This window comes from Deinococcus sp. AB2017081 (assembly GCF_034440735.1).
Lineage (GTDB): Bacteria > Deinococcota > Deinococci > Deinococcales > Deinococcaceae > Deinococcus > Deinococcus rufus.
Genome location: NZ_CP140098.1, coordinates 1497632 through 1515679 on the forward strand (window position 1 = coordinate 1497632; position 18048 = coordinate 1515679).

Genomic DNA, 18048 nt, shown 5'->3' on the forward strand with positions numbered 1-18048 from the left:
CGGCGTGGGGGCGCTCAGCCTCCCTGGCGGCCCAGCCACCCGGCCAGCCACGGCAGCTTGAGCTGAACCTGCTCGCGCAGGCCACCCCAGTAGCGGCGCGACCAGCCCTCGATGGTGCGCTGCTTGCCGCGGGCCACGGCCATGGCGCCCTCGGGCACGTCGTCGTGGACGGCGCTGCCGGCGGCGATGAAAGCCGCATCCCCGACCGTGCGCGGCGCGATCAGTGTGGAATTGCTGCCGATGAACACGCCGGCCCCCACGGTGGTGCGGTGCTTGTTCACGCCGTCGTAGTTGGCGACGATCGTGCCCGCTCCGACGTTCGTCTCCTCGCCCACGGTCACGTCGCCCAGGTACGCGAGGTGCCCGGCCTTGACCCCCGGCGCGAGCTGCGCGTTCTTGGTCTCCACGAAGTTCCCGATGTGGACGCCAGTGCCCAGCACCGTGCCGGGCCGCAGGCGGGCGAACGGCCCGACATCGCTGCCCGCACCCACATGGGCGCCGTCCAGCACGCTGTGCGCCTTCACGACCGCGCCGGCGTCCAGCACGCTGTCGGTGATGACCGAGTACGCGCCCACCACCACGTCGTCGGCCAGGGTGGTCTGCCCGCGCAGGATCACGCCGGGTTCCAGGGTCACGTCGCGGCCCAGGATCACGGTGTCCTCGATGTACACCGTCTCGGGCATGTGGATGGTCACGCCCGAGCGCATGTGCATCCCCGTGATGCGCTGCCGGATGATGCCCTCGGCCTCGGCCAGCCCGCTGCGGTCGTTGGCCCCCATGACCTCGGCCGGGTCGGCCAGCCGGAAGGCGTGCACCTCGTCGCCCTCGGCGCGGTACAGGGCCAGCAGGTCCGTCAGGTAGTACTCACCACTGGCGTTGTGGTTCGTGATGCGGTGGGCCAGTTCCGAGGCGCGCGCGTCCATCAGGTACACGCCGCTGTTGAACTCGCGCACGGTGCGCTCCAGCGGCGAGGCGTCCTTCTGCTCCACGATGCGCTCGACGTTGCCGGCGGCGTCGCGGATGATCCGGCCATAGCCGGTGGCATCCGGCAGTTCGCCGGTCAGGACGGTAAAGGCGCTGCCCCGGCGGCGGTGGTCGGCCAGCAGGTCGCGCAGGGTCTCCACGCGCAGCAGCGGCGTGTCGCCGTACAGCACCAGCACGTCGGCGCTGGTGTGGTCGGGCACGGCGTCCAGACCGCACAGGAAGGCGTGCCCGGTGCCCAGCTGCTGCTCCTGGCGAGCGAACACCACGCCGCTGCCCGCCAGGGCCGCCTCGACCTGGGCCGCTCCGTGCCCGGTCACCACGACCACCTGTCTGGCCCCCAGCTCCTGCGCGGTCTTCACGGCCCACGCCACCATGGGGCGGCCCGCCACCGGATGCAGCACCTTGGGCAGCGAGGATTTCATGCGGGTGCCCTGCCCGGCGGCCAGGATCACCACGTCCAGCGGACGGTCAGTTGCAGTCATTGTGTGTCTCCAGAGAAAGTGTATATCCAGACAGCGTGTGATCCGGACAGAGCGTAATCCGGACAAAGTGTACCCGCCGCACCTTTCATGGGCGGCGGGCTGGGGCAGAACCTAGGCGCTGGCGGGGACTCTGGCGCTGGCTCCGTCCGGGGTCACGAACTGCCCGGTGTCGGCGGCGCGGTCGTCCGGGCGGTGGCGCAGGCGCACGAGCATGTACACGCTCACGATGATCAGCGGAATCGAGATCAGGTGCGTCTCGGTAAACAGGCCGATACCGGAGGCGTTCAGGCCCTGATCGAGGTACGCCTTGGGCAGCAGCGGATTGAGGCGGAAGGTCTCCTCCCAGCCGGCCCGGAGGATCGAGTACCACAGCCAGAACTGCCAGAACGCCCACCCGGACTTGCGTGACCGCAGCCAGAAGTACGCCGCCACCGACAGGATGATCCCGATGATCACGCCGTACATCTGCGTGAAATGCACCGGCGCGGTCATGACGACCTGCCCGCCGATGGTCTGGCAGTACTGCGCGAGGTTCAGATCCGGGTTCGGGTTGGGGACGCACATGCCCTCATGGAACGCGCGGGCCGAATCGGGCCAGCGGAAGCCGATGGGCCAGCCGGTCACGCGGCCCACGGTATCGGTGCCGTTCATGATGTTGCCGATGCGCCCGCCGATCACGCCGAAGGCCACGCCGGGTACGGCGAGGTCGGCGTAGCGGTAGAAGTCGAAACGGTACTTGCGGGCGAAGTAGATGATGGTCAGGATGCCGCCGATCAGGCCGCCGTGGATGCTGATCCCGCCCGAGCGCAGGTTCACGATGTCCAGCAGGATGCGCGGGAAGGGGATGTTCTCGAACTGGTGCCACGACGTCGCCACGAACACCAGCCGCGCCCCCACCAGCCCCCACACGATCATCCACAGGATCATGTCGTTGAAGAGGTCGACGTTCAGGCCACGCTGCCGGGCCAGCCGGGTGCCGACCCACACGCCGGCCACGATGCCCAGCGTGATCAGCACCCCGTACCAGGCGATGGTGAAGCCACCGATGTTCAGAAAGACAGGATTCATAAGTCGCCGCCCAGTGTACGGCCTGATCCTGTGGGTTCACACGGACAGCCCCCGGCCCGGCGCCGGGCCGGGTGAGCGGCCCGCTGTCCGGCGCTCAGCGGTCGCTGCTGTCGCGCTGCGCGACCGCGAGGCCAAGGGCGCGGGTCAGGTCAGCCAGGGTGGTCACGTCATCCGGCGGCAGCAGCGCGAAGATCTCGCGGATGCCGGCCACATGCTCCGGCAGCACCCGGCCGATCAGCTCCTGTCCGGTCGGCGTCAGGGTCACGCGCATGACGCGCCGATCCGTGGGCACCCGCTCCCGGCTGACCAGGACGTCGCGCTCCAGGTTGTCGATCACCATGGTCAGGTTTCCGCTGGAGCGCAGGATCTTGTCGGACAGCTGGCGCTGACTCAGCGGCCCCAGGTGGTACAGCGCCTCCAGGACGGCGAACTGGCTGACGGTCAGGCCGTAGGTGGCAAGATGCCGGTTGGCGGCCACCTCGACCGCGTGCGCGGCACGCCAGAGTTTCACGTAGGCGTCGAGAGCCGCGCGATCCTCTTCCGTACCGGCGTATCGGTTGGGCATCCCTGCCATGGTGCGTTTCGGGGGCGGCCCGGTCAAGTCCGACCGGTCAGTCAGGCGGCACGTGAATGAAGATCTGCTGTGCTGGACGTGTGGACGCTGTATACACCGTTCACAACACGCCACACGTCCCCCGGGTCGGCGGGCGTCCGGCGCCGGCCGGGGATCACGCGGACGGTGCCGCGTTCCGCGCGGTCAGGTACTCCTCGGTCGCCAGGCGGATGCACGCCGCGACCGCCTGCATGGCCGTGTGCACCTCGCTCAGCGGAGGACGGGTGGGGGCCAGGCGGATGTTGCGGTTGTGCGGGTCGTTTCCGCCGGGGTAGGTGGCGCCCGCCGGGGTCAGGCTCACGCCGGCCTGTTCGGCGAGCTGCACCACGCGCGACGCGACCGGGTGGGCGGTGTCCAGCGAGCTGAAGTAGCCGCCCCGGGGGGTCGTCCAGGTGGCGTAGGTGCCGTCCTCGCCCAGTTCGGCCCGCAGCACCTCGTCCACCGCGCTGAACTTGGGGGCGATCAGGGCGGCGTGGTCGCGCATCAGGCCCTCGATGCCGCCGGGATAGGCCTCCAGGAACTTCACGTGCCGGGCCTGCTCGACCTTGTTCGGCCCGATGCTCTGGGCGTTCAGGTACGTCGAGACCCACTTCACGTTGTCCTCGCTGGTCGCCAGGAAGCCCAGTCCCGCGCCGGCGAAGGTGATCTTGCTGGTGCTGGCGAACACGAAGGCCCGGTCCGGGTGACCTGCGTCGCGGCTCAGGGCCACGAAGTTCACGGTGTCGTCGGCGGTGCCCAGGTGGTGGGCGCGGTAGGCGTCGTCGGCCATGATCGTGAAGTCGGGGGCAGCGGCCTTCACGCCCGCCAGCCGCGCGGCCTTCGCGGCACTGATCGTCTCGCCGCCCGGATTCGAGTACGTGGGCACGAACAGGATGCCCTTGACCGACGGATCACTGGCCGCAAGCCGTTCCACGGCGTCCACATCCGGGCCGTCTGCCTGCATGTCCACGGTCAGCAGTTCGAAGCCCACGGTCTGGAGCAGCAGGAAGTGCCGGTCGTAGCCGGGCGTGGTCACGATCATCTTCGGGCGCTGGTGCACCCACGGGCCGGTGCTGTGGCGCGTGCCGTGCAGCAGCGCGAAGGTCAGCACGAAGGCCTGGAGTTCCAGCGACGCGTTGTTCCACACGATCACGTTCTCGGACTTCACGTCCAGGTACGACGCGAACAGCCGCCGGGCACTCGGCAGGCCCGCCACGCCGCCCGGGTAGTTGCGCAGGTCGATGCCGTCCATGGACACGTCGGTGTCGCCCAGGGCGCCCAGCAGGGCATTGCTCAGGTCGAAATCCGCGTCGGAGGGCTGTCCGCGCTGCATGTTCAGTTTCAGGCCCCGGGCCCGCACCTCGTCGTATGCCGCCTGCGCCCTTGCCAGCGCTGCCTGCCGGTCACTCGTCATACCGCTAGGGTAGCGTCCGGCCGTCCACGGGGCCGGGCGCTTGTTTGACGTTCCCGGAGTCGCGGGGCGGCGGTGCTACACTCGCCTGCGCTGGCCCGCCACGTGCGTGCCCGGCGCCTTTCGTCCAGCTCCCCATTTTGCCCCCGATTTGTCGTGCCCACCCAACAGGAGATCCCCAATGCAGTACGTCGTGTCCCGGCCCCGTGTCGGCGTGTTCATCGATACCCAGAACCTCTACCACTCCGCCCGCGACCTGCTCGAACGCACCGTGAACTTCGAGACGATCCTGAAGGCCGCCACCCGTGACCGCGAACTCGTCCACGCCATCTCGTACACCGTCGAGCGCGAGGGCGAGGCGACGGCGCGGCCCTTTATCTACAAGCTCTCCACCCTGGGCTTCAAGGTGCGCCGCATGAACCTCACGCTGCACCACGTCACCGACGGCGGCAAGCCCATCTACGAGGGCAACTGGGACATGGGCATCGTGGCCGACATGATCCGCATGATGGACTCGATGGACATCATCGTGCTGGGCAGCGGCGACGGCGATTTCACCGACATCGTCGAGGTGTTGCAGGAACGCGGCAAGCGCGTCGAGGTGATCTCGTTCCGCGAGCACACCGCCCAGAAGCTGATTGACGCTGCCGACCGGTTCACGCACCTGCCGGATCTGGAGGGGGCCCTGATGCCCGCCCGCGTGAAGAACGGCGGCGCGAAGGGCAGCACCGATGAGCTCCAGCCCTGAGCCGTCCAGGGACAGTCCAGACGCCGTCCTGGCCCGCCTGAAGTTTGACCTGCCCGCCGGGCGCATCGCCCAGACGGGAGCCGAACCCCGCGACTCCTCGCGCCTGATGGTGGTGGGGGAGACGGTCACGGATCACGTGTTCCGCGACCTGCCCACGCTGCTGCGGCCCGGCGACCTGCTGGTGTGGAACGAGAGCCGCGTGATTCCGGCCCGGGTCATGGCCCGCAAGCCCGTGGATGACCTCGGGCACGGCGGCGGCAGTGTCGAGGTCATGCTGCTCCGTGAGGAAGCCGTGCCGGAACTCGGGCCGAACGTCTGGAGCGCGTACCTGAAACCCGCCCGCCGCGCCGGGAACGTGCTGTACCTCGGGCCACACCGCGCCGAGGTCGTGGGGCAGCTCGACGACGGTGCCCGCCTGCTGCGCTTCGAATACGACATCACCCCGCATCTGGACGACATCGGCCGCCTGCCGCTGCCGCCGTACATCGACGCGGGCGACAGCGACGACGTGTGGCGCGAGCGCTATCAGACGGTGTACGCCGGCACGCCCGGCAGTGTGGCTGCCCCCACTGCCGGGCTGCACTTCACGCCAGAGCTCCTGGCACGGCTGGACGACATGGGCATCGAACGCACCCACGTCACCCTGCACGTCGGAGCCGGCACCTTCCGGCCCATCACGGGCGCGGTCAGCGAGCACGTCATGCACGCCGAGCGGTATGCGGTCAGTGCCGGGACGGCCGACGCGATCAACCGCGCCAGAGCGCAGGGCCGGCGCGTCGTGGCGGTCGGTACCACCACGGTGCGCACGCTGGAGAGCGCGTGGGACGGCGAGCAGGTGCAGCCCGGCGAGGGCGACACGCGCATCTTCATCACGCCCGGCACGCCGGTGCACGTGCCCGATCTGCTGATCACGAACCTGCACCTGCCGGGCAGCACCCTGCTGCTGCTCGTGGCCGCCTTCGCGGGCGAGTCGCGGATCCGCGCCGCGTACGACCATGCGCTGGAGCATGGTTACCGCTTCTATTCCCTGGGCGACGCGATGTTGCTGGAGAACGCGCGGGGCTGAGGGATCAGCCGCCCACCCCTCTCGTCAGCGTCAGCCGCGCCGGCTCGCGCACGAAGCCCATCGCGTCGTTGATGGCGAGCATGGGGGCATTGCGGCTGTGGTTGCCGGTGAAGATGTGCGTGAAGCCGCGCTCCCGTCCAGACCGGGCGGCGGCGAGCTTCAGGGCGTAGGCGAGGCCGTGCCGCCGCCACGCGGTCTGCACGCCCGTCAGGCCGATCATGACTGTGCCGGGCCGCGCGGGCATGGCGTGGTGCAGTTCGCTGATGCCGACCCATTCGCCCTGCGGCGAGACCGCCAGGAACACACCTTCCGGGTGCTTCAGGTTGCCCAGAAAGCGGTGCTGCCAGACCTCGAAGGGCCACACGCTGACCGGTGTGGTGGTGGGGATGTCGCGCAGCAGATCGCCCATCAGGCCGTACAGGCGGCGCTGCATGGCCTCGTCCGTGAAGATGTCGCCCAGTGCCGGCAGGGGATGGATGGTCACGCCCGACGCGGCGGCCCGTTCCTCGAAGTGGCGGAAGCGCGCGACGTCCAGCGTGGTCAGGTCGAGCACGCTGGGCCACATGTGGTCATGGATGGCGTAGCCCCGCGCCTCCAGCAGCGGCACCTCCCACCAGCCCTCGCGGGCACCGGCGACCAGCGTATGACCCCCGGAGGCGATGGCCTGCGCCTCGGCGTGACCCAGCAGCGTGTCCAGCAGCGCGGCGTCCGGTGGGTGGGTGGTCACGCTGACCTGCCGCCAGCCGGGGTGCCCGTCCATGCGCGGAATGCCGGCCTCGGCCACGCCGACGATCACGCCGTCACGCTCGGCCAGCACGTGCCAGTGCGGCTCGCCGGGGACGCGGAAGGCCGCGTGACGTTCCAGATCAGCCACCGCCAGCGGGGAGTCCGGGTGCGCGGCGCTCAGGAAGGCGGCCAGCGCTGGACGGTCATCCGGGCCGACCGGACGTGTCTGGAGGCCCTCCGGGAGAGCGGGCGGTGCAGTCAGGACGGAGCTGGGATCGACCATAGGTGAGTGCAGCACATCCGGAGCGTGAAGGCATCCGTCGTCCGGCTTACGGCACCCGTCGCGGCCCCTGCCTATACTTTTCTGATGTCACCTGACGCCGTGCTCACCCAGAATCCCCTGCTGAACCTGGGGTTCAAGATTCCCTTCGACCGGATCCGTCCCGAGCACGCCGAGGGCGCGGTGGATACCCTGCTGGCCGCGACCCAGGAGAAGCTCGAACGCCTCGCGGCGGCCCCGGAGCGGGAGTTCGCGGGCTTCATGGACGACCTCGACACCCTGACCGATCAGCTGGACACGGTGAACACCATCGTGTCGCACCTGGACGGCGTGGTGACCAGCGACGGGTGGAAGGCCGCCCGCAAGGCGATCATCCCGAAGGTCAGCGAGTTCCGCACCATGCTGAGCCTCCACCCCGGCCTGTGGGCGGCGCTGAAGGCCTACGCGGCCACGCCGGGCGCGGCGGCCCTTGACCCGGTGCAGGCGCGGCACCTGAAACTGACCATCGACGACTTCCGCCGGGGCGGGGCGGATCTGCCCCAGGCGGGCCGTGACCGCCTGACCGCCCTGAACACCCGGCTGGCCGGGATCACCAACGACTTCGGCAAGAACGTGCTGGATTCCACGGCGGCCTATGCGCTGTACGTGCCGACCGAACGCCTGGCCGGGGTGCCGGCGCGGGTGCAGGACGCCACCCGCCGCGACGCCCAGGAGCACGGCCAGGAGGGGCACCGCCTGACCCTGCACGCGCCGGTGTATGGCCCGGTGCTCACGTATGCCGATGACCGCGACCTGCGCCGCGAACTGTGGGAGGCCCAGCAGCAGGTGGGTCGCCAGGAGGGCCGCGACAACCGGCCGCTGCTGCGCGAGATCCTGGCCCTGCGGCGCGAGAAGGCCCAGCTGCTGGGCTTCCGCGACTTCGCGGACTACGTGCTGGAAGACCGGATGGCGGGAGGTGGCGCGGCGGCCCTGAAATTCGAACGTGACCTCGAAGACCGCACCCGCGCGGCCTTCGAGCAGGAGAATGCGGAACTCGCCGCGTACCACCGCGCCCAGGCCGGCGCAGACGCCCCGGAACTCGCCGCGTGGGACGTGGCGTACTGGGCCGAGAAGCAGCGGCAGGCGAAGTACGACTTCGACGAGGAACAGCTGCGGCCATACTTCCCGATGGACGGCGTGCTGTCGGGCCTGTTCGAGATCACCCGGCGTGTGTTTGGCGTGTCCGTCACGGAGGCGCAGGCCCCCGGCTGGCACCCGGACGTCCGCTACTACGACATCCACGACGAGGCCGGCGTGCATATCGCGTCCTTCTACACCGACTGGTTCCCACGGGACACCAAGCGCGGCGGCGCGTGGATGAATGCGTTCTTCACCGGTGGCCCCCGCGAGAACGGCGTGGAACCACACCTGGGCCTGATGTGCGGCAACATGACCCCCCCCAGCGGCGACACGCCGGCCCTGCTGTCGATCAGCGAGGTCGAGACGGTCTTCCACGAATTCGGCCACCTGCTGCACCACGCGCTGTCCCGCGTGCCCGTGCGGTCGCTGGCCGGCACCAACGTTGCGTGGGACTTCGTGGAACTGCCCAGCCAGATCATGGAGAACTGGGTCATGGAACGCGGAGCGCTCGACCTGTTCGCCCGCCACCACCAGACCGGTGAGGCCCTGCCCGAGGAGCTGTATGCCCGTATGGTCGCGGCCCGCAACTACCGCTCCGCGAACGTCAGCATGCGCCAGTACGCCTTCGGCCTGACCGACCTGACCCTGCACGTGGAATACGATCCGGCCAGCGACGCCGATCCGGTCACCGTGGCCCGTGACGTGATGGCCCGCTTCTTCCCGTATGCGCTGCCCGACGACTACGCCATGATCGCCAGCTTCGGGCACCTGTTCAGCAGCCCGGTGGGCTATGGAGCCGGGTACTACTCGTACAAGTGGGCCGAGGTGCTCGACGCCGACGCCTTCACCCGGTTTGCCCGGGAGGGCATCTTCAACCGCGAGACCGGCCGCGCCTTCGTGGACGCGGTGCTGTCGCGCGGCAACAGTGAGGAACCCGCGACCCTGTACCGCGAGTTCATGGGCCGCGATCCCGATCCCGACGCCCTGCTGCGCCGCAGCGGCATCCTCGCCTCGGGCTGAGGTTTCACCCGGCCGGCCGCCGTGACCGTGTGTCCGGCGGCCGGCCGGGGTGTTCAGGTCGTCATCCTTAAGGCGGATGTCAGGGCACAGCGTTTATGATTCCCCCACGATGCGCTCAACTGTCCTGTCGGTGTTTGCGGCCCTCGCCACCCTGAGTCTGGGCAGCGCCCACGCGCAGACTGCGGCCGAGCGGCAGCTCCTTGACCGCCTGAACCAGGTGCGCGCCCAGGGCGTCACCTGCCCTGGCAGCGGTGTGCGCCCGGCGGCCGGGGCCCTGGCGTACAGTGCCCAGCACGCACAGGCGGCGCGGCTCCAGGCGGCGTACATGGGGCAGTCCGGACGGATCACCCATACCGGGCGCAGCGGCAGCACCCCGCGTGTCCGGGCGGCCAGTACGGGCGTGAACGCCGTGAGCGTGACCGAGATCATCTACATGAACGCCGGCGTGAATCCCGAGCAGGCCATGCGCTGGTGGCTCAACAGCCCCGTCCACTGCTACTGGATGACCGAGCGCCGCTACACCCGCGCCGGAGCCAGCGTCCTGCCCGGCCTGCGCGGCACGGCGTACGTGATCGTCCTGAGCAGCGAGCAGCGGTAGCAGAGGGCAGAGGGGGCTTGTGCTGTTTGGCTCTCGGCGGTCAGCCCTCTGCCCTCTGCGGCGTGCAGCGCCTACCGCGCCGTCCAGCCCAGATCGATGTCCAGCACCGCGCCGGTCATGCCCCACGCGGCGCGGCTGACGACATAGCTGGCGAGGGCCGCCACGTCCTCGGGGTTCAGGAGGGTCTTGATGGCGGCGCTCTCGAGCATGACGCGCTGCTCGACCTCGGCGGGGGAGATGCCGCGCGTGCGGGCCTGATCGGCGATCTGGTGTTCGACCAGCGGCGTCCTCACATACGCGGGGCAGATGGCATTCACGGTGAAGCCCTGCTCGCCGGCCTCCAGCGCCGCCGTGCGCGTCAGGCCGATCACGCCGTGCTTGGCGCTGATGTACGCCGCCTTGAAGGGACTGGCGACCTGTGCATGGATGCTGGCCACGTTCACGATCCGGCCGTGCCCGCTGCGCCGCAGGTGCGGCCACGCGTGCTTCGTCAGCAGGAAGGGCGCGGTGAGCATGACGTGCAGCATGGCGTCCCAGGTGTCCTCCGGGAACTCAGTGATGGGAGCGATGTGCTGGAAGCCGGCGTTGTTGATCAGGACGTCCAGCCCGCCCAGCGCGGTCACGGCCTGCGGCACGGCGTCCACGCAGTCGGCCCGGCGCGACAGGTCGGCGGCGATGAACGCGAACCCGTGATCCCCGGCCACCTGCCGCGCTCCAGGCCGGTCGAGGTCGAGCACGGCCACCTGCAGGCCGTCGGTGCGCAGCCGCTGCGCGATGGCGAGGCCGATGCCGCTGGTGCCGCCCGTGACCAGGGCGGTGCGGTCGTCTGGAGTCGTGCCTGTCATGCCGCCGAGTGTACGGGGAGGCCGTCACCCGGCCGTTACCCGCTGTCCGGTGCTGTGGTCATGCCGCCCAGGGCGCGGCTCAGGGCCACGGTCTCGGGCAGCGGCGACAGGTCGAGGTCCCGCAGGGCCGCCTGGAGCTGCAGGAACACGCGCCGCGCCGCCGCCACGTGCCCACGGGCGTGGTGAGCCCGCATCAGCGTGCGGGCCGCGAGTTCGTGCGCCGGGTCGATGGAGATCGCCCGCCCGGCCGCCGCCGCCGCGCCTTCAGGGTCGCCGGCGTCCAGGGCCCACGCGGCCTCGGCGGCCAGGGCATCCGGCAGGATCAGGGCGTAGTGCAGTGCGCCCTGCTGCACATCCGGCAGGTCGGATTCGGCCAGCCGGGTGCCCACGGTCAGCAGCGCGGCCCGGCGGCCCGGCGTGCCCACCGGCTGCTCCAGGGCGGCCCACGCCGTCCACAGATCCACGTGCAGGTCCGGGCCGGGGCACAGGCGCAGCCACTCGCCACGCTCCAGAAACACACCGCTGGCGGCGCCCTCCTCGAGCACCTGCCCCAGCGCGTGCAGGATCACGCGGAAGTTGCGCTCTCCCACGCCGGGATCAGCCGCCGGAAACAGCAGTTCCTGCGCCGTGTCACGGGCCAGCCCCGCCGGATGCACGACCAGAAGGGTCAGCAGGTCACGGGCCTTCGCGCGGCCCCACTCGCGCGGCGGGCCGTCCGGGCCGCGCGTGACCGTCACGCGCTCCAGCACGTGCACGTGAACCTCGAAGCCCGGTACGTGGGTCGGGGCCGGCACGTCCGGGTAGCCGAGCGCGTGGGCCACGCCCGCCAGGGCCGCCCGCCCCGGCGGCCACGCCTCCGCCAGCGCGGCCAGGACCGTCGCCCGCCCGGCCCGCGACAGGAACGGGGCCGCCATCGACGGCCCGGCCAGCAACTGCGGGTAGCGCGCGACCGCCTCCAGGGCTGCTGCCGGCGCATGGCCACCCGACGCGAAGGCCGCGAGCGCCACCGCCGCCTGCCCGAAGGCGTCCCCGCCGGCCTCGAAGGCAGCGCGGGCGGCGTCCAGATCGCGGGACACCTCGGCTGGCCCGCCCCCGCCCTGAAGGGTGCCCAGGGCGGCGGCCAGGTGCACCAGCCCGCCCATGTACCGGTCGCCGGCCGTGTGGTGCAGGGCCTCGTCGCGCCGGGCCGCCGCGCCGGCCGCGTCGCCGCCCCGCGCGGCCAGGAAGGCCAGGCCCATCAGTGGCTCGACGCGCAGGCGCGGCACCACACCCTGGGCCAGTTCCAGCGCCGAGGCGTAGGCAGCCCTCGCGGCCGCGTCGTCGCCGGCGACCAGCTGCGCGTGGCCCAGCCGGGCCAGGGCGAGCGAGCGCACGAAGGGGCTGTCCAGGCGTTCGCCTTCCAGCAGGCCCTCGCGGGCGGCGTGGACGGCGGCGGCGCCCTCTCCCCGGATGGCGTGCAGGAAGCTGGCCAGCAGCAGCCCCTCGCGGTGGTTCTGCGCGGCGCGGGCGCCGCCGGTCTCGCCCCGTGCGGCGTCCAGGGCCAGACCCAGCGCCCGCTCCAGGTCGCCCGTGCGCAGGGCGTACCGGGCACCGCCGGCCAGGGCAGGTTCCAGTGCGACGGCCCGCGCGGGTTCGCCGGCATTCAGCAGATTCTCTGCCCGCAGGCGGCGCAGGCTGGCCCGGGGAGCCGGATCGTGGTGACCGGCCAGCAGCGCCTCGGCCGTGTCCAGCGGAGCCCACGCCAGCGCCGGCTGGACGGTATCCAGCGCCACGTGGATCTCGCCCAGGGCACGGCGCAGCGGCGTGGCCCGCGCATACTCGGCCAGCGCTCCATCGTAGCGTGACGACAGGCGCAGCGCGTCCCCGGCCAGGGCGTGGAGTTCCGGTGTCCACACGCCGGGTGGCAGACGGTGCAGGCTGCGTTCCACCAGCGTCACCCGTCCCTGGGCCAGCCAGATGTCGCCGTGGGCGGCGAGCAGTTCGGCCGCCCGTGTGGGGTGTCCGGCGAGCAGGTGCGCGGCCATGGCCCGGCGGGGGCGCTGCGTGCGTTCGAAGTACGCCGCGCCCCGGGCGGCGAGGTGGGTTACCTCGGCGGCGTCCAGGCCGGTGCGCAGGTGTGCCCGCAGCAGCGGGTGGGCGCGGTACGTGCCCCCGGCGGCGTCCGGCGGGTCAGACCGGGTCAGGAAGGTGCCGCTGCCCGACAGCGCCTCCAGCAGGGTGGCGGCGTGCGGTTCCTCCAGCACGTCCGCGAGCAGCCCGGCGGTCAGCTCCTCGAACACGCTGCCGCGGGTCAGGACGTTGCGCAGCGCCGGTTCCAGCGGCCCCAGCACCTCCTGGGCCAGATACGCGAACAGCGTGCCCAGCTGCGCCTCGCCGCCGTCGAGATCCGCCAGGGCCCGCAGCTGCACGCGGCCCTGCGCGACCGAGTGGGCCAGGAAGCGTGCGGCGATGGGCCAGCCCTCCGTCAGGGCGTGGGCCTGCCGCACCTCGGCGCTGCCCGGGGTCAGGCCGTGGGCCCGCAGCAGGGTGCCCATCTCGTCCAGCGTGAAGCCCAGGTCGGCGGCCGACAGCCGCGTGACGATGCCGGCCGCCTCCAGCCGGGTCAGATCCGGCAGCGGCAGCGGCACCCGCGAGAGCAGGGTCACGCGCCCTGCCCCGCAGTCGAGCACCTCGCGCAGCACGCCCCCGGCCAGCGGCCCCAGCAGGTGCTGCGCCTCGTCGAGCACCAGCCGGGCCTGGGCCGCGTCCAGGACATCCGCGACCCGCGCCGCCACCCGGCGCGGACTGGCCCCGGCGTCGAGCAGGGCACCGGGGGCCGCGCCGCCGGGCAGCGCCTCGACCGCCATGGCCAGACTCGCTGCCAGCACCAGCGGATCGGCGTCGTCGGCGTCCAGGGTCAGCCACGCGCGGGCGCCGCCCAGCTCCGGCCCGGCCGCGGCCAGGGCCGTCGTCTTGCCATAGCCGGCCGGGGCCACCACCACCACCACCGGCGACGCGCCCAGCAGGGCCAGCAGCCGGGGGCGGGCGACCGCGCCCGACGCCGCCGGCCAGCGTGCCCGCCGGGGCGAGGTGAGGTCACGCCAGGACACGGTCATGCGCCGGAAATGCTATCAGGGCGGGTGGCCCATGTTGCCGGACGGTGGGCGCCGCATTCACGCCCGTTTAAACGAGCGGGGCTCCACTCGCCGCATGACGGCCGCTCCCTCTCCGGCCCTGCCCTCCGCCGCCCCCGTTGCCACGCGCTCCCAGCGCCTGATCGCCCTGGACGCCTTCCGCGGCCTGACCGTGCTGCTCATGCTGCTGGTGAACAACGTCTCGCTGGGCAGCCGGACGCCGGCGCAGCTGATGCACGCGCCGGGCTTCGGCATGACCGTGACCGATCTGGTCTTCCCGTGGTTCCTGTACTGCGCGGGCGCGGCCCTGCCGTTCTCGCTGGCGGCCATGACCCGTGCGGGCGTGACCGGCGCGGCCCGCGTGCGCCGGCTCGTGGGCCGCGCCGCGCTGCTGTACCTGCTCGGGGCCTTCGAGACCAGCGTCACGACCCATACCTTCACGCTGGGGCTGGGGGTCTTGCAGCTGATCGCGCTGGCGACCCTGTCGGGGGCGCTGCTGGGCGGGCTGCGCGTGCGCTGGCAGCTGCTGGTCGCGGCCGCGCTGCTGGCCGGCTACGCGGCCTTCCTGACCCTGGGCGTCCACCCGGCCGGCGTGGGCATCGTGGACGAGACCCGCAACCCCGTGCAGGCGCTGAATGCCGCTGTACTCAGTCCGCTGGGGCTGCGCGGGCTGCTGTCGGTGATCCCCACGACCGCGCTGGTGCTGCTGGGCGCGGCGGCCGCCACCTCCCTGCAACGCCGGGATGCGCGTGCCGGCTGGTACCTGCTCGGCCTGGGCGTGATCCTGAGCGTCATGGGCTTCGGCTGGGCCGCCAGCGGGCACATCCCCCTGAGCAAGACCCTGTGGACGCCGCCGTACATCCTGTCGGCGGCCGGCCTGGGCACCCTGGGGCTGCTGGCGGCGTGGCTCGTGGCCGACTCGGGCCGGGTGCCGGGCGGCGCGGCCGTCCTCGCACCCCTGACCATTCCGGGCCGCAACGCCCTGGCGGGGTACGTGCTGCCCATCGTGATCAAGGTCTGGATCCTCCAGGACTGGGTGGTCGGCTGGGCCGGCCGGGCCATGCCGATGGGCGCGGCGCTCCTGACACTGGCCCGCGCGCACCTGGGGGCGCTGGCCGGCGGCTGGACGTACACCCTGGGTTACGTGCTGGCCGTGTGGTTGGGTCTGGCGTGGATGGCGCGGCGCGGCCTGATCCTGAAACTCTGACCCTGAGTCCTCGTCCTTCACGGAGCCGATATGCGAAGCCACCGTACCCTCCTGCTGCTGACCGTCCTCATGACCCCCACTGCCCTGGCCGCCGTGCCCGCGCCCGCCGACCTGCACCTGGGTGGCCCGGCCTTCGCGGCCCTGGCCGCCGAGTCGTACCGCCGCGCGGGCCTGGACGGCGCGTTTGCCGACTGGCTGAATGCTGCCTACCTCCGCACCGGCCGTCTGCTCGGGAACGCCACGACCCTCACGGCGGCGCTGGACGCCCGCCGCGCCCAGGTGCAAGCCGGCCGCGGGGCCGCCCGCGACCGGCTCGCGCTGGACACCGCCGCGTGGGCACATGCGTTCGTGAAGGCCGCCATTCCGCGCTTCAGCCTGGAGCGCGGGTACGAGTTCGCCAGTGTCCCGGCGTACGGCGAGCGCCAGTGCCTGCTCCAGAGCACCATCATCGCTGCGCTGCTGCAGCGGGCCGGGCTGGACGCCGGACTCGTCATGGTCTGGAAGAGCCAGTCGGGGCAGGAGAGCAACCTGGGCCACGTCACCAGCGTCGTGCGCGTGAGCAGCGGGGACGTGCAGGTCGATGCCAGCGAGCCCACGCCCACCGCCACGCACCGCGGCCTGCTCGCGTGGGTGGACGGCGGGTGGCGCTTCGTGACGCCGGTCTTCAGTGGCAACGTCATGACCGGCTACGCCCGCGCCGACGGCCGGGGGACGGTGCCCGCCGCGCGGCTGGGGTTCCTGAGCCTGGACTACCTGCGCAGCCAGTACGACTACTACCGCGCCGAACGCACCGTAGGCGGCGTGCTCGGCACCGGCAGCGGGCACGCCACCCCGGCGGGCCTGACGACCAGCGAGGCCCTGCTGCGGCGGTCACTGCGAGAAGAACCCCGCAACGCCCTGGCCGCCGGGGTGCTCGGCACCGTGCTGCGCAAGCAGGGCCGGCTGGACGCCGCCCGCACCCAGTACCGGGCGGCCGCGGCGCTGTACCGGGCCCAGGGGCATCTGCCTCCCGGCATGACCGCCAACCTGACGTGGGCGGACAGCACCGGTGGGCGTCCCGCGTCCGTGACCGACCGGACTGGCCCCGTATGACCCGCCCCTGGAGGCTGCCCGTGATTCCACTCGCCCTGCGTTCCGCCCTCGTGCTCCTGGCCGCGCTGCCGGTGGGCGTCGCCCAAGCCCAGCCGCGTGCGGGCCAGCCGGCCGCCCTGCCCGGTCAGGTGCAGCCCATCGCGCCGGGCACGCGGCCCGCGCCGACCCTCCCCATCCTCACCCTGACGCCGGCCGTGCCCGGCGTGCACGTCGTGAATGTGCTGGGCAACGGCTTCATCACGGTGGCGCACGCCATCCTGACCCTGTCGCCCGCGCAGCAGCCGCATGCGCGCGCCATGGCCGCGACCGTCGCCGCGCGCGTGCTCGCCGCCCGCCCCGACGTGGCGGAAGTGGACGTCAGCGCCTACGACGCCGACAGCTACGCGGGGTTCGGCGGGCCGCTGCCGCTGCTGACCGCCAGCGTGCCCCGCGCCCGCGCGGCGGCCTTCGAGGCGTGGGCGGCTGGGCGGGGGCCGTACGACCGGCAGTGGGTGAATCCCGGCCCGCAGGCGCTGCCCACCTACCGCGCCCCGGATCGCGTGCGCGAGACCGGCCCCACCCTGACGCCGTCGGGGATCGCTCCGACGAGACCGGCGCAGCAGAACCGCACGCGGGTGCAGGTCACGGGGGCGCAGATCAGCGGCGGGGACGTCGGCGGCCTGCTGTACCGCGCCCGGCGGGGCACGGCGGGGGTGGCGGCCCTGACCTTCGACGACGCGCCGCACCCGCTGTTCGAGCCGCTGCTGCTCGACCTGCTGCGTCGCAGCGGAGCGCGGGCCACGTTCTTCGTGATCGGCCGCAACGCCCAGGCGTACCCGTACTTCGTACGCGACATGGTGGCCCAGGGCCACGAGGTCGCCAACCACACGTACCACCACGTCCGCCTGCCGCCCCTGACCATTCCCGAGGCCACCGACGAACTGCGCTGGACGGACGACCTCCTGAAGACCCTCACCGGGAAGCCCGTGCGCTACTTCCGCCCGCCCGGCGGGGACTACACCGCCGGAACGCTGGACGCCGCCCGCCGCCTGGGCCTGACCACCGTGTTCTGGACGGACGACCCTGGCGACTTCCAGAATCCCGGCGATGCCACCCTGGAGACCCGCTACCGCCGCAGGCTCCGGGCCGGCGGGATCGTCCTGCTGCACGACAACGCGCCCGAGATGCTGGACGTGCTGCGCGACTTCCTGCGCTACGCCCGGCAGCAGGCGGTCACCCTGACCACCGTGGGCGGCCTGCCGAAGTAGGGGAGGGTCAGTCCGTCACGGGGACGCTGAGCACCTTGTCCAGCAGGGAGAGCAGCGTGGCGCGATCCGTATCGTCCAGCGGGGCCAGCGAGGCGCGTAGGACGGCCTCGACCACAGGCGTCCCGGCCGCGAGCATGCCCTCGCCGGCCGGCGTCAGGTGGTGCGCGATGCGGCGGCCCGGCCCGGCCCGGCGCTCGATCAGGCCCTGCGCCGCGAGGCGCTGCACGAGCGTCCCGGCGGCCTGGTCACTCTGAAAGGTCGCCAGCGCGAGGTCGTGGGCCGATGCGCCGGGGGTGCGGGCCAGGGCACGCAGCGCGTCCCACTGCACCAGCGTGGTGCCGAGAGCTGCGAGCCGGGTGTCGACGGCGCGGTGGTGCCGGTACTGCACCTGCTTGAGGGCGCGCCCGAGCAGCTGGAGATCAGTGGACATGAGGACAGCGTAGCAGAAGA

At 72.1% G+C, this 18048-nt stretch carries 15 protein-coding genes; 7 read left to right on the forward strand and 8 right to left on the reverse strand.

Annotated elements, in window-relative coordinates:
- Positions 1 to 14: 14 nt before the first annotated feature.
- The 4 genes from glmU to U2P90_RS07350 all read right to left on the reverse strand — a co-directional run bounded on the left by glmU (position 15) and on the right by U2P90_RS07350 (position 4540).
- Positions 15 to 1466, reverse strand: coding sequence for a bifunctional UDP-N-acetylglucosamine diphosphorylase/glucosamine-1-phosphate N-acetyltransferase GlmU (gene glmU, locus U2P90_RS07335; protein WP_322474400.1), 1452 nt, complete (start codon positions 1464 to 1466; stop codon positions 15 to 17).
- Positions 1467 to 1577: 111 nt separating this feature from the next.
- Positions 1578 to 2534, reverse strand: coding sequence for a prolipoprotein diacylglyceryl transferase (locus U2P90_RS07340; protein ID WP_322474401.1), 957 nt, complete (start codon positions 2532 to 2534; stop codon positions 1578 to 1580).
- Positions 2535 to 2628: 94 nt separating this feature from the next.
- Entirely contained in the window at positions 2629 to 3099 is a 471-nt protein-coding gene (locus U2P90_RS07345) for a MarR family winged helix-turn-helix transcriptional regulator (RefSeq protein WP_295818708.1), read from the reverse strand.
- Between the two features lie 163 nt (positions 3100 to 3262).
- The gene (locus U2P90_RS07350) at positions 3263 to 4540 is read right to left on the reverse strand and encodes an aminopeptidase (RefSeq protein WP_322474402.1); all 1278 of its coding nucleotides are present in this window, start codon (positions 4538 to 4540) and stop codon (positions 3263 to 3265) included.
- 178 nt (positions 4541 to 4718) lie between these two features.
- On the opposite strand from U2P90_RS07350, the gene U2P90_RS07355 reads away from it, so the two are divergent.
- Positions 4719 to 5285, forward strand: coding sequence for an NYN domain-containing protein (locus U2P90_RS07355; RefSeq protein ID WP_295818705.1), 567 nt, complete (start codon positions 4719 to 4721; stop codon positions 5283 to 5285).
- On the forward strand, positions 5269 to 6351 hold the full coding sequence (gene queA / locus U2P90_RS07360) for a tRNA preQ1(34) S-adenosylmethionine ribosyltransferase-isomerase QueA (RefSeq protein WP_322474403.1): 1083 nt from the start codon (positions 5269 to 5271) through the stop codon (positions 6349 to 6351). The genes U2P90_RS07355 and queA overlap by 17 nt, the downstream gene beginning before the upstream one ends.
- Positions 6352 to 6355: 4 nt before the next feature.
- Here queA and U2P90_RS07365 read toward each other — a convergent pair whose 3' ends face one another.
- Entirely contained in the window at positions 6356 to 7375 is a 1020-nt protein-coding gene (locus U2P90_RS07365) for a GNAT family N-acetyltransferase (protein WP_322474404.1), read from the reverse strand.
- A gap of 69 nt (positions 7376 to 7444) precedes the next feature.
- Here U2P90_RS07365 and U2P90_RS07370 point away from each other — a divergent pair, with 69 nt between their 5' ends.
- Both U2P90_RS07370 and U2P90_RS07375 read left to right on the forward strand, forming a co-directional pair.
- On the forward strand, positions 7445 to 9496 hold the full coding sequence (locus tag U2P90_RS07370; RefSeq protein ID WP_322474405.1) for a M3 family metallopeptidase: 2052 nt from the start codon (positions 7445 to 7447) through the stop codon (positions 9494 to 9496).
- 109 nt (positions 9497 to 9605) lie between these two features.
- Complete coding sequence (locus U2P90_RS07375; RefSeq protein ID WP_295818700.1) at positions 9606 to 10094, forward strand: CAP domain-containing protein; 489 nt, start codon at positions 9606 to 9608, stop codon at positions 10092 to 10094.
- Positions 10095 to 10165: 71 nt separating this feature from the next.
- Here U2P90_RS07375 and U2P90_RS07380 read toward each other — a convergent pair whose 3' ends face one another.
- On the reverse strand, positions 10166 to 10939 hold the full coding sequence (locus U2P90_RS07380) for a 3-hydroxybutyrate dehydrogenase (RefSeq protein ID WP_322474406.1): 774 nt from the start codon (positions 10937 to 10939) through the stop codon (positions 10166 to 10168).
- Positions 10940 to 10974: 35 nt separating this feature from the next.
- The gene (locus U2P90_RS07385; RefSeq protein WP_322474407.1) at positions 10975 to 14034 is read right to left on the reverse strand and encodes a BTAD domain-containing putative transcriptional regulator; all 3060 of its coding nucleotides are present in this window, start codon (positions 14032 to 14034) and stop codon (positions 10975 to 10977) included.
- Between the two features lie 94 nt (positions 14035 to 14128).
- Between U2P90_RS07385 and U2P90_RS07390 the strand changes: the two genes are divergently transcribed.
- From U2P90_RS07390 to U2P90_RS07400, 3 genes are read left to right on the forward strand one after another with little or no spacing between them, the layout of a single operon-like run.
- Positions 14129 to 15259, forward strand: a complete 1131-nt coding sequence (locus U2P90_RS07390; protein WP_322474408.1) for a heparan-alpha-glucosaminide N-acetyltransferase domain-containing protein — start codon at positions 14129 to 14131, stop codon at positions 15257 to 15259.
- Between the two features lie 30 nt (positions 15260 to 15289).
- On the forward strand, positions 15290 to 16351 hold the full coding sequence (locus tag U2P90_RS07395; RefSeq protein WP_322474409.1) for a hypothetical protein: 1062 nt from the start codon (positions 15290 to 15292) through the stop codon (positions 16349 to 16351).
- A gap of 20 nt (positions 16352 to 16371) precedes the next feature.
- Positions 16372 to 17598: a polysaccharide deacetylase family protein gene (locus U2P90_RS07400; protein WP_322474410.1), complete on the forward strand. Its 1227-nt coding sequence runs from the start codon at positions 16372 to 16374 to the stop codon at positions 17596 to 17598.
- A gap of 7 nt (positions 17599 to 17605) precedes the next feature.
- Here the strand turns inward: U2P90_RS07400 and U2P90_RS07405 are convergent, their stop codons facing one another.
- The gene (locus U2P90_RS07405) at positions 17606 to 18028 is read right to left on the reverse strand and encodes a MarR family winged helix-turn-helix transcriptional regulator (protein ID WP_322474411.1); all 423 of its coding nucleotides are present in this window, start codon (positions 18026 to 18028) and stop codon (positions 17606 to 17608) included.
- Positions 18029 to 18048 lie beyond the last annotated feature (20 nt).